This window comes from Acetobacter sp. AAB5 (genome assembly GCF_050106715.1).
GTDB lineage: Bacteria > Pseudomonadota > Alphaproteobacteria > Acetobacterales > Acetobacteraceae > Acetobacter > Acetobacter oryzifermentans.
In genome coordinates this window covers 79,496-92,428 of the sequence record NZ_JBNIEW010000009.1, presented here as the reverse complement: position 1 = coordinate 92,428, position 12,933 = coordinate 79,496, and the positions used below count along the sequence as shown (strand labels likewise).

Below are 12,933 nucleotides of genomic sequence, written 5' to 3'. Positions count from 1 at the left end.
TTCAGCTAAACTGTAAAACAAAAAAACACCGGTAAGTAAAGAAAGAGTTAGGTAAGCGAAAGCCTTCTTTTTTTCTCCATCTCTCTCCCCTTTTCCAGTAATTTCTTATTCAACTCCTGTATGGAAATACCAAACGGTACCACGCTCCCCAATCCTGTGGAACGAATGCGCTCTGCTGGGGCTCCCAGATCAAATGCAACAACATGTAATCCGGCTTTCCAGATATCCCCCAAAGCAAAACACCATGTTTCCGGCCATACAGACGGAAGCAAAGCGATGTCCGCATCTACTGCATGGATTAAGGAAACAACATCCTCTTTTTGGAATTCACCCGTTACAAAAATGCGTTCTGTTTTTAACAATCGCGCATCATCACGTGTATGGCCTACAACCACAAACTCCAGCGGCAGATCGCGCAAGGCAGCATCCACTGCCGCTTCAAACAAAATGTCATAACCTTTTTCTGGCCCTATGCCACCCACAACACACACCCGAATACGCGGTGCAGTGCGTTTAAGACCTTGCGCCAAAAATGCACTTGCTTGTGCTGTTTTACGTTCAACCTGCTCTGGAAACTGAAATTGCTTTTTTAGAAAGCTGTCTTTTTCCAGCCTTCGCACAGAAAACCGGACATCAGAAAAATATTTTTGCATCCTTCGCCCTGTATCGCGCGAGGGCACAAAAACCTGCTCTGCTTTTTGTAGAAAAATATGTGCCGCTTTACGATAGGCCGCAACACTCAGCGTATCATCCACGCGCCGCCCTAGTACCGTCACGCACACTTCACATGTGGCCACATCGGGTTCACCGCAATAACGATTTTCCCACCCCATTAATGAAATACGCGGGCAAAACCAGATATAATCATGCACAAACACATCATATGCGCATTTTAAACGTGCAGGCAGGTCCATAACTTGCTGATCATGCCCGGCAGTTTGATGGAACTCAATTCGTCCCACACCTTCTGCACGTAAAAGACGCAGCAAAAGCGCCATCTCCTTGGCAAACGTAAAACATAAGGAAGGATATTTTGCCGCGCTCCCTCCATCTTCCAGCACACATCCCTGCTCAGATGGACGTAAGATAAGTGGGCGTATTTTCCGATCACACCAAAAGGCTATGCGCTCTTGCACAACCTTTTCCACACCACCACCTACGGCATGTGTGACCAACAGGACGGCTTGATCTGAAAAATCTTCTGCCCTGGCACTTCTAAAACGGACAAGGTCAAGGCGCCTGCGTTCTGGAAAAAGTGGATCTGCCGCCATCCAGCGCGCAACGTAATCATGATACCCAGGGTGCAATTGCTCCAGAACCTTTTGGTTCCGCACCATTAAAGGGCTCCCACTTTCACCAAACGAACTGCTGCCCACATGCGCCACAAACACGCCGGAAGCAGCCATATGCTTCCACCCAAGAGCACGGGCACGCATACAAAAATCGTTTTCTTCACCATAGCCTTGTGCAAACACATCCTCACGGAGCAACCCGGTCTGCTGCAAACAGTCATGGCGGATATACATGCAAAAACCATGAGCCGTGGGTACTTCCACAGCACGCCCCCTATTGGCTGCCTGTGCCATTTGCATGAGCATATCTGTTTCTTCCTGATCCGGTACCGGATTTGCACCGTTTTTATCTGGATAGGAAAAAATACTGGCATCATTAGAAAGGGGCGTTACCGTTCCTGTATCTGGTGCTGCATAGGCAATTTTGCGTAATGCTTCCAGCCATCCTTCCGCCACCAATGTATCGCTATTCAGCAAGACAGCATCATGCGTAGTGAGATGGCGAAGTGCTTCGTTTACCGCGCATGGGAAGCCACCATTGCGCACCCTTTCCAGATACCGGAAACCTGCCTGCTGGCAAAAATCTGAAACAGAGGTGACCAAATCTGGCTCCGGGGATGCATCATTCACCACCCAAACGTGCACAGCGGCTTTTGGTTTCAGGCTTGCTTGCACACTATGCAAACACGCCAAAGTACGCGTAGCATTTTTAAAAACTGGAATAACAACAAAGGTTTCAGCAGTATCACCCGAAACCTTTGGTTGTGCGCTGTCCTCTTCCATAACTGGAATAGGTATAATTTTTGGAACAGGCACGCATGCTTGAGACAGATCTTCCCCTTTGGTCTGCTCTGCTACGTAGTGTGCAATCTGACTGCCCCCAGAACGCAGCATATCTGGATCTATCGGACTCCCGGCTAGATCTTTCCCATCAGGCCCCACCACCCTTACCGGGCCTTCTGGCAATGCAGAAAAAGGAACTGTGAACGCCCTATATCGCGCTAGTGGTTGTTTTGAACTCACAGAATCACAAAAATCTTCTGCGGAAAACGTTAGAATTTTCTTATTTGTTTTTGCATCTAGGATGTTCAAAAGAGGCGCGTTATCAGAATCATGCGGTAGCCAGACCCAGCCTGTCAGCCCTTCTTCTCCTACATCCACCAATCCTTCGCACTGCATGATTTTTTGTGGACACACACCGCCATCTGGAAAAATCATGCCCTGAGCAGACATTATGCAAAGCGTATGCGCCGTTTGCCACCCTGAGGGACAAAACCAGCCCCCCTTTTTGCGCACGGCTTTTTTTACATGACCATCAACAACCAGTTGCAGCCCTTTTTCTGGAAGGCCTACCCCTACAATTTGGCCATTCCCCCGCACTCCATACCAACAGGGCACACCATTCAAACGCGCAATAATTGTTGCCAATTTTTCTATATCTGGTGTGCAGGCATAATATGTGAGCAAATGCCGTATAGAGAGCAAAGCCTGATACCCAACACCATTGGCCTGCTTTAATGTTGCCCGCAGGCTCCACCCTTCGCGAAAATCAAATTTTTCTAAAAGCTGATCTAAAAGTTCAATAGCAGCGTCATTGTCTCCCACTGCCTGACGCGCCAAAACCAGCGCAAACATAACATGTGGGTTATCACGCGCTTGCCTGTTTGCTCTTTCCAGCCAATCCCGCGCTAGGGCGTAAGCCCCTGCTTGCCAGGCGGCATTTCCCTGCCTGAAAGATTCCTGTGCTGCCGCACTCGCGCGTTGTTCATACGCTGTTCGGTCTGCCTCCGTGACAAACCCTGCCTGCTGACTCTCAGACTGTTTCAGGGCTGCCATAAATATGCACCTACTCTTTTAATGATACTGTAAAATAAAATGCCAAACCTTTTGAAATTTGAAGAACTTTTCTAGGAAGGTGCTTTGACGCCCTCATCAACTCCAAGCTTGGAAAGCTCAATACTTGCCTGCAGAATATTCTGCTTTTCTGCTTTGCGATACCAAGATCTGGCTTCTTCCAGATTCTTGTCTCCACCAATTCCATTGGCCAGATAACGCCCCATCATCAACTGCGCAAGACCATGACCGCCTTCTGCCGCCTGCTGAAACCATGACCGCGCCAGAACCAAATCTTCTGGAATTTCATGGCCGCCACCATACATGGCGCCAATAGAGAACATGGCATCCACATTGCCAGAATCCGCTGCTTTTCTGTACCATTGTAGGGCTTGTGGATGATCTTTTGCACCACCTGTCCCTGTAATAAGCAAGTGTCCATAGGTAAGCTGCGCTTCTGTCATGCCAGATTCAGCGGCCTTTTCTACCCACTCCCGACCTTCTTGAGGGTTACGTTCTGCACCGCGCCCCTCTAGCAGCATACGTCCGTACCAATACTGCGCATTTACAACTTTATCGGCTGCTTTACGTATCCACTTAAGAGCCTCTTCCTCATTCTTCTGAGAGCCAAGCCCTTGGGCAAGCGCAACACCAACATTAAACGCAGCCAGAAAATCATCCTGTGCCGCAGCTTTCCGATAACATTCTAAAACTTCGGCTGCTTCTGCTGTGGGAACAATACCCGCCAAGGCCAGATTGCCCAATTCAGCTGTAGCTTCCTTATCGCCCTGCTCTGCCGCAATTTTAAACCACTGCGCGGCTGCCTGCGGATCTTTCGGCACCCCCGTGCCACTCAAATAAATATTGCCTAATATACGACTAGATGCCGCATGCCCCTGATCCGATGCAAAACGATACCAAGAAATAGCTTCTGCATAATTGGGGGGCATATCGCCTCCCCGTCCGTGCATATCCCCCAAAATGGCAGCGGCTTCACCATCCCCCGCCAATGCGGCGCGCCTTAACCACGTTTCACCCCGCACAGTATCGCGCGCGACGCCTTTGCCAGAAAGCAGGGCCAAACCATATTTTGCTTGCGCACCACGAACTTTCTTTTCCGCTGCTTTTGCAAAATATTGTGTGGATTCAGGAATGTTTTGCGGAATACCTATGCCACGTTCCGCCATAACACCCATAAGATATTGAGCAGTACCCATATCGCCATCAGCAGCTTTTTTTAGCTCAACAGCAGCGGATGCGTAATCTTCCTGCGTTTTTGCTTTAGCAAGCGCTGCAAGACCAAGCCCCAGATGCCCCTGCACGCAACCACTGGCAGCAGCCTTCTGATACCAATCCAAAGCCTGTTCGGGATTACGAATTTCTGCCGGGCCAGCTGTTAAAATATACCCATACAGGGCCTGACCATCAGCATATCCGGCCTCTGCTGCACGCTGGGCCCATTCTGCCGCTTTAAAAAAGTCCGGTTCCCGCTTGGAATATTCGGCAGAATTATCAAAAATCGATTTCGGCGCATGATCTTCCACTTCCTGTGGCAGACCATGCAGATACAACGTTGCAAGAATAAAAGAAGCCTGCGCCCATCCATTCTGGGCAGCACGGCGCATCCAGCGCGCGCCTTCCACCAAATCTGGCGGCGCCCCTTTTGCCGTTAAATAACATTGACCTACTAGAAATTCGGCTTCTGGAGATCCTTCCCGTGCAAGAACAGCCAGTTGGCTGAACGCGACATTAGGTTGGTTTTCCAGTTGTGCTTTGGCCTGCTCAAGCCGCGTTTGTATATCTTTGCCCGACTTGCCAAACGTTTTCTGAAACAGTTTCCAGACCAAAGCACCAACCCTCTACAACTCAGAGTATTATATTCCACCCTTTCTAATCAGGGTTCGCGCATACCATTTGTCATCAATGGCACAAAGCTATTCAGCATATATTGCATGACAGTACGCTTACCAACACGAATATCCGCCGTAACTGGCATACCTGGCTGTGGGTGAAAGAAATTGGGTACATTATGCAATGTATATTTATCTACCCGCAGACGAACTCTGTAAAAGGACTTGGAAGTGTTATCGGGCGTAACATCTTCTGAGCTTGGCCCACTCCCGTTACCCGACACAAAAGAGTCTGCACTGATAGTTTTTACAGTTGCTTCTGCACCACCATATTGCTGGAAAGGGAAAGTCGCAAACTTCACCAAAGCCTTATCACCAAGACGCACAAAACCTGCATCTTCTCCGGACATAGCGGTTTCAATTTCCAGCCCCTTACCTACAGGCACAAGAGTCATGATTTTTTCGGCTGGCGTGACAACAGATCCGACTGAAACTTTGGCAATATTAAGCACAACAGCATCTTCATCCGCTTTAAGCCCTACCATACTGTTATGTAAAACAGCTTTTTGATAAGAGCCTTTGGCTTCGGACAGCTTATGCTGTGCGGAAATCAGATCCTTATAAATCTCTGCTTTCCACGTTTGAATGTAACCTTCTTTTTCAGATATAGCAGCCGCCAGCTTGTTCCGTGTTGAAGATGCCTGCTGCTGGGCCGAAATCTGTGAGCGCTCAACTTCCATCAAATCGTTCTGAGCACTTAAAGTGGAAAGTCGGCTCCCTACCTGATCCTTCTGCAACTGCATACGCATTGTATGCACATCCCCAGCTACCTTTGCGCGGGCGGCATACATGGCAGCATTTGCAACGTACCCCTGTAAATCACTTTGCAAACTGGCAATCTGCCTGTTGTAGTTTTCAACTTTGGCATCAAATTCTGCCATCCGTCGCAAATAGGCTTCGCCCTGCGGCAAGGTTGCAGCATTGTTTAGGTCGGGTTTGTAAGTCTGGCCGTTAGCTTCTGCTGTAAGACGATCCACCTCGGCTTGATACTGATCCATCTGAGTTTTCAGATTTTCACTATCTGCGCCAGTTTGCGTGGGGTCTAGATGCGCAAGAATATCACCTTTATGGACAAAATCCCCTTCCCTCACATCAATAGACCGCACAATTGATGTATCCAAAGGCTGTATTACCAATGAAGCTTCACTGGAAACCAATCGCCCTTGAGTAGAAACAACACGATCCAGCGGAAACACTGTAAGCCCGATTAAGGAAAACAGCATCAATCCGCCAATAATCCAAATCATATACTGAGCGGTGGGCGTAGGTGGCATATTGACCAGCGCCGCAGTTGGAGAATGAAACTCCAACAATGCAACGGGCATATCACCTGGTGCATACGGATCATCCGCCTGCTTAAGGAAATCATCCGAAGAGGGCACTACCTCTTGCTGCTGGTTATTGCCTGAAGAACCTTGTGGCACAATATGTGCATCCTGTTCGCTCATGGGATTATTCTCCTTCCGCGATCAAAGATGCATCTCCAGATTGGGCACGAGATTCCGTATGCCGGTTCTGCTGCATCCAAAGTGTCCGATAAATATCACACCGTTCAAGCAGAACGTCATGTGGCGCAATATCAACCACTGCGCCCTGATCCATCACGCAGATCTGATCACAATTCACCAAAGAAGACAGTCGGTGAGAAACAATCACCATGGTACGGCCTTTACCAATCCGTTCCAGGTTGGCGTTAACCAAAGCTTCACTTTCTGGATCCAAAGCGGACGTTGCTTCATCCAAAATCATCAGCTTAGGATCAGTAATAACAGCACGCGCAATGGCTAGGCGCTGACGTTGCCCACCAGAAATGTTGGTTGAACCTTCCTCAATAAAGGTTTCGTAACCTGCTGGCATACGTTCAATAAATTCTTCAGCACCTGCCATTCTGGCAGCGTGAACGACATCATCTATCGTAAACCCTGGGCGGCCAGCGGTAATGTTATCACGAATAGTGCCGCGGAACAGAAAGTTATCCTGCAACACAACCCCGAACGAACGGCGCAAATGGGTTAGATTGATTTCACGCAGATCAACACCATCCAGCTTGAGGTAGCCTGTATAAGAACGGCTAACACCTTGCAGCAGACGTGTAATGGTGGATTTACCTGAGCCGCTTCGGCCAACAAGCCCAAGCATGGTACCTGCGGGAACTGAGAAGTTTACATCCTTCAAAGCCAGCCGCGTAGAACCCGGATAAGAAAAATTCACATCTTCAAAGGAAAGCGCCCCTTGAATACGTGGACGCATACCCGTTGTAAGAGCCTGTGTTTCTGTAGGCTGGTTCAACACCGAAGCAGCTTCCCCCAAGGATGCCATAACTTCATTGAAGTCATCCATAAGCCTTGCCAGTCCAACCAACGGAGAAGCCACACGGCCACCCAGCATCATGAACGCAATCAAGCCGCCCACGCCCACTGTGCCGGGGCTAACAAGAGCCAGATAGGCACCCACAAGAATGATACCGCGACTGATAAACAGATCTAGCGGCATAACCAATGTCTGAGGCCAGTTTGAAAAACGCCCCACGGCAAGCTTCCAGCGGATAACGTTTGCCGTAGCATCATCCCACGTCTGTTTGCGGATCGGCTCCAAGGCCAGTGTTTTCAGCGTACGAATACCGGCCACGCTTTCATACAAAATAGCGCTTCGTTCCCGGTCTGCAGCCAACTGATTTCCCATCAGCTTGGCCAGCGGCCCCATAGCCACCACCACAATCAAACCAATAAGGCCAGCACATGCCACAGTCATCCATGCCAACGTCGAACTGAGGATGAACAGGAAAGGCAAAATAACAACCAGTGTGAACAAATCCAGAAAGGTCGACATCAGCCGACCTGTCAGAAAATCTCGCACTTTATAAATGGCCATTACACGCCCAAGCACGTTACCCGCCTGTTGCCGTTCAAAATACTCCAACGGCAAGGATACAAGGCGATTAAACAGATGCAGCGAAATACGAGAATCGATACGTGTTGTGAGCACCAGGGACAGCTCACGTCGGGCGTAACTGATTAAAACTTCATAAATCGAAAATATAAAAAGCAACCCAGAAATCGACACGAGTGTCGACATCGAGTGGTAGCCCACAACCTTATCCACCACCTGCATAACAATAAGCGGGGGGAAAATTTGCAGCAAACTCAATGTCATGGATGCAATGCATATATCACGCAAGGAGCGCTTTTCACGCAGCACCATCTTGGCCAGCCAGCCCAGACTGACTGGTGCCTCGGCTTCTGATTCCCCTTTGCGCTGCTTAATAAGCAGAATATCGCCCGTCCAGATTTGGGATAGGCGCAGTTCATCCACCGGCACGGCGGCTACGGCGGCCCCTTTAAGCGGGTCTTGCAGCCAGACAACACCGCGCTCTGGTGTTGCGTTGGTCATCAACGCGGCCGAACCATCACGGAACATCAGAACGATTGGCGGCGAGTTCACCATCTTAACAAGATAACGCCACTTTATCCGTATTGCCTTTGCAACAGCACCCTGATCTTCCAACCAGCGCACCAACGTTGCAGGAGATGGCGTACTTTCCCCCGGTTCTGCCGCAAAATCACGGATATCCAGCTCCAGACCGTGATACTTGGCAGCTGCAATAACAGCTTTCAGCCTGATAACCGGTGCAGAAACAGGAGCCCCTTGGCCGCGCTCTGTATTTGAAGAAGAACCGGCCTGTTCCGGCACATGATCAGTCTGGTCCACGCACAACCCTTTTGGTTAAACCAACTCAACAAACAGCAATACCGTACAAATATAGCAGAGACTTGTTCGCCCGGCACATGCGCCGTTATGACAGGAGAAGACACACTCTCCAAGTTTTTCTATGTGGTTTATCACAAAATCCATAAAGAAAACGAAGCAGTAACTAAAGTTAGAAACCATTTTAAGCAGGAAATTGATAAAAAGAATTTAAAAACCCTTCTTTTCGCAACCGGTTGCGCACTTTTTGTGCTTCATTTTCGCAACATATAACCCATACTGAACGATACGGCTCGCAGCGCCCCAGAACACTTTGTTGGGCCTGCGCCAACAAAAAAGCCGATAGGCTTCCTTGCCCCACACAACAGACGCATTGGGCAGAATGGCGCCCAAATTCTGGCCCCAGCACTCCGCTCCAGCGCCAGACATGCTGCCATTTTGCCTTCTGTTCTTCTGTTACTTCTGTATTAACAAGTAAAAGCGCATCTTTGTGCCCGTATGCTGCATCATCTGGCACTGATGTACAAACATGCAGCATTATCCGGCCATCCTTGGGCTTGGCGCTCTGCTTCATAAGGCTAGTGGACATACGGGCTGCTCTCTGAAATAACGTGAAACCCTGTGCTTTGCGGTGTTGGGAAAGCACTCTTCCCTTTCCTTTTATATTTTATGGTCGCCATGTCTTCTCGTCTGCCTCTTCTTGATGCCCTCCGTGATCAGGTTCTGCTTTGTGATGGAGGCATGGGCTCACGTATCCAGATGCTGGATCTGGATGTCCAGCGTGATTACTGGGGGCAGGAAAACTGCACCGAAATTCTCACGCTCTCACGCCCGGAACTTATCCGTGAAATCCATCGCGGTTATTTTGAAGCTGGCGCAGATATGGTGGAAACCAACACGTTTGGTGGCTCCCCCATCACATTGGGCGAATTTGGTCTGACAGACAGAACGCGGGAGATCAACAAAAACTCCGCCCTATTGGCACGCGAAGCCGCAGAAAGCTTTGCCGATGGGCGCGCCCGCTATGTTCTGGGTTCCATGGGGCCTGGCACCAAGCTACCCTCTCTGGGCAATATTGATTATGATAGTTTGGAAGCTGCTCTGGCAGAGCAAGCACGCGGCCTGATTGAAGGCGGCGTAGATGCCATCCTGATTGAAACCTGCCAAGACACACTCCAGATCAAGGCCGCCGTAAACGGTGTGAAAATTGCCCGGGCAGAACTTGGTGCTTCCACACCTATTTTTGTGCAGGTTACCGTAGAAACCACAGGCACCCTTCTGGTAGGGCCAGATATTGCTGCGGCAGCCACAGTCATTCACAGCCTTGATGTAGATCTGATGGGCCTGAACTGCGCGACAGGCCCGCAGGAAATGGCCGAACATGTAAAATGGCTGTCTGAAAACTGGCCGCGGCTAATTTCCGTGCAGCCCAATGCGGGCCTGCCTGAGCTTGTAAACGGCCAGACCCATTACCCCCTAAGCCCCGCAGAAATGGCCACATGGGTTGAGCGCTTTATTACAGAAGATGGCCTAAATCTGATTGGCGGCTGCTGTGGCACTTCCACACCGCATACAGAAGCCCTGGATGCCATGTTGCGCCGCCGTGCAGAAGGAACAGGCCGCCTGCGCCCTGCCCCTGTGCCGCGCACATCCGTATGGGTGCCTTCTGTTGCCAGCCTTTATTCTCAGGTGCCCCTCCGGCAGGAAAACGCCTATTTCTCCATTGGAGAACGCTGCAATGCCAACGGCTCCAAGAAATGGCGCGAACTTCAGGAAGCGCATGACTGGGATGGCTGCGTAACTGTTGGACGCGAACAGATACGAGAAGGCTCTAATGCGCTGGATATCTGCACGGCCTTTGTAGGCCGTAACGAACGTGCAGAAATGGATGAAGTGATCAAACGCTTCACCTCATCCGTAAACGCACCATTGGTGATTGATTCCACCGAAACACCGGTTATTGAAGCCGCTCTCAAGCTGCATGGTGGCAAGCCCATCATCAACTCCATCAACTTTGAAGATGGTGAAGGCCCTGCTTCAGACCGCATGACACTGGCCCGTAAGTTTGGTGCCGCTGTTGTTGCCCTGACCATTGATGAAGAAGGCATGGCCCGCAAGCCAGAAGACAAGCTGCGCATTGCCAGCCGCCTTGTGGAATTTGCCTGCGAAAAATACGGTCTGCCACAGTCTGATCTGATGATAGACCCCCTCACCTTTACCATCGCCACCGGTGCGGAAGATGACCGCAAACTGGGGCAATGGACGCTTGAGGGCATTAAAATGATTCGGGATGCCTTCCCGGATATTCAGATCGTACTGGGCCTCTCTAATATTTCCTTCGGGCTGAACCCAGCTGCGCGTGCCGTGCTGAACTCGGTCTATCTGGACCACGCCGTCAAAGCAGGCATGACAGCCGCTATTGTGCACGTTTCCAAAATCCGTCCTCTGCACCTGATTGCCCCCGAAGAGGTAAAGGTTGCGGAAGATCTGATTTTTGACCGCCGCACAGAAGATTATGACCCACTGCAAACACTTCTGGCCATGTTTGCAGACCGTAAGGCAGCGGATGCGGTGAAGCGCAAACGGGCTGAAACGGCAGAAGAACGCCTGAAAGACCGTATTGTTGATGGGGACCGAAAAGGGCTGGAAGCAGACCTTGAAGAAGCCATGCAGAACATGGCCCCACTGGACATCATCAACACCGTTCTGCTGGATGGCATGAAGGTGGTTGGAGAACTGTTTGGTGCAGGCAAAATGCAGCTACCATTCGTGCTGCAATCTGCCGAAACCATGAAAGCCGCCGTTGCCTATCTGGAACCGCATATGGAGCGGATAGATGGCCAGCAACGTGGCACAATCGTGCTGGCTACAGTAAAAGGTGATGTGCACGATATCGGCAAAAACCTTGTAGATATCATTCTCACCAACAATGGGTACCGTGTTGTCAATCTGGGCATCAAAGTGCCTGTGCAGGACATGATCGAAGCCGCACGCAAGGAAAAGGCCGATGCCATTGGCATGTCTGGCCTGTTGGTGAAGTCCACCGTTATCATGCGTGAAAATCTGGAAGAAATTTCCCGCGCTGGGCTGGATACACCCGTTCTGCTGGGTGGCGCCGCCCTTACCCGCAACTATGTGGAAGAAGATTGTGTTGCCGCCTATGCGCCTACAGGCAGGGTGGCTTATGCGCGTGATGCTTTTGATGGCCTGACCCTTATGGATCAGGTTAGCCAGAAAAAATTTGATGATTATCTGGCCGCCATCCAGAAACGGCGTGAAGGCAAAGCCACCCGCACCAATGCCCGCATGCCAGAAACAGCAGAAACACGCGGTTTTGGCCCTGTTGATGTTGCTGCAGCCCGCGCACGGCGCGAACGCCTGACTGCAGATGAAGCGCCCATGGTTCCGCCATTCTGGGGTTCCCGCGTTCTGGAAGCTACACCGGAAGCCGTTCTACCGTTCCTGAACGAACGCGCCCTTTACCAGTTCCAGTGGGGCTTCCGTAAACAAGGCCGCTCCTTGGATGACTTCTTGATCTGGGCTCGGCAGGAATTACGCCCGATCCTGCGCCGCATGCTGGACCTGACAGCCAAAGAAAATATTCTCAAACCGCAGGCCATTTATGGCTACTGGAAAGCCGCCGGCGATGGCAACGATCTGGTGCTGTTTGAAGAAGACGGCACAACCGAAGCCTGCCGTTTCACCCTGCCACGGCAGCCAAAAGCGGATGGCGAATGTATTGCTGACTTTGTGCGCGATATATCAGACCCAGAACGTGATGTTATCGGCCTACAGGTTGTAACAGTCGGCCAGAAAGCATCCGACATCGCCCGCGATTGGTTTGAGGAAAACCGCTATCAGGATTACCTGTACCTGCACGGTCTTTCCGTTGAAATGGCAGAAGCCATGGCCGAATACACCCACAAACGTATCCGGGCCGAACTTGGCTTTGCTGGGGAAGATGCCCGCGATATGGAAAAGCTGCTTCAGCAGGGATATCGCGGATCTCGCTATTCCTTTGGGTATCCGGCCTGCCCGCGCCTGGAAGACCAGCACCCCATTCTGGCCCTGCTGGATGCCGAACGCATTGGGGTTTCCCTAACAGATGGAGATCAACTCCATCCGGAACAGTCCACCTCCGCTCTTGTTATTCTCAACAAGCACGCAAAATACTTCACAATCTAACACCATTG

Annotated in this window: 6 protein-coding genes; 1 reads left to right on the top strand and 5 read right to left on the bottom strand. The window is 50.6% G+C overall.

All coding sequences use genetic code 11. From position 1 onward, the window contains the following. Positions 1–47: 47 nt before the first annotated feature. From ACP7IZ_RS09900 to ACP7IZ_RS09880, 5 genes are all read right to left on the bottom strand, one after another. The gene (locus ACP7IZ_RS09900; RefSeq protein WP_426848986.1) at positions 48–3,134 is read right to left on the bottom strand and encodes a glycosyltransferase; all 3,087 of its coding nucleotides are present in this window, start codon (positions 3,132–3,134) and stop codon (positions 48–50) included. A 65-nt stretch (positions 3,135–3,199) separates the two neighbouring features. Beyond that, a complete protein-coding gene (locus ACP7IZ_RS09895; protein ID WP_426848964.1) occupies positions 3,200–4,972 on the bottom strand; it encodes a tetratricopeptide repeat protein in 1,773 nt (590 codons plus the stop codon). Between the two features lie 47 nt (positions 4,973–5,019). After that, positions 5,020–6,483, bottom strand: a complete 1,464-nt coding sequence (locus tag ACP7IZ_RS09890) for an HlyD family type I secretion periplasmic adaptor subunit (protein ID WP_426848963.1) — start codon at positions 6,481–6,483, stop codon at positions 5,020–5,022. A 4-nt stretch (positions 6,484–6,487) separates the two neighbouring features. Then, positions 6,488–8,743, bottom strand: a complete 2,256-nt coding sequence (locus ACP7IZ_RS09885) for a peptidase domain-containing ABC transporter (RefSeq protein ID WP_426848962.1) — start codon at positions 8,741–8,743, stop codon at positions 6,488–6,490. A gap of 181 nt (positions 8,744–8,924) precedes the next feature. Continuing rightward, positions 8,925–9,329 carry a hypothetical protein gene (locus tag ACP7IZ_RS09880; protein ID WP_426848961.1) on the bottom strand — a complete coding sequence of 135 codons (405 nt, stop codon included), beginning with the start codon at positions 9,327–9,329 and terminating at the stop codon, positions 8,925–8,927. 89 nt (positions 9,330–9,418) lie between these two features. On the opposite strand from ACP7IZ_RS09880, the gene metH reads away from it, so the two are divergent. Beyond that, complete coding sequence (gene metH, locus ACP7IZ_RS09875; RefSeq protein WP_426848960.1) at positions 9,419–12,925, top strand: methionine synthase; 3,507 nt, start codon at positions 9,419–9,421, stop codon at positions 12,923–12,925. The last annotated feature ends 8 nt before the right edge of the window (positions 12,926–12,933 follow it).

Bases quoted from the DNA above. Each gene is read 5' to 3' on its own strand.
- metH (WP_426848960.1), top strand. From the start codon at position 9,419: ATGTCTTCTCGTCTGCCTCTTCTTGATGCCCTCCGTGATCAGGTTCTG.
- ACP7IZ_RS09890 (WP_426848963.1), bottom strand. From the start codon at position 6,483: ATGAGCGAACAGGATGCACATATTGTGCCACAAGGTTCTTCAGGCAAT.
- ACP7IZ_RS09880 (WP_426848961.1), bottom strand. From the start codon at position 9,329: ATGTCCACTAGCCTTATGAAGCAGAGCGCCAAGCCCAAGGATGGCCGG.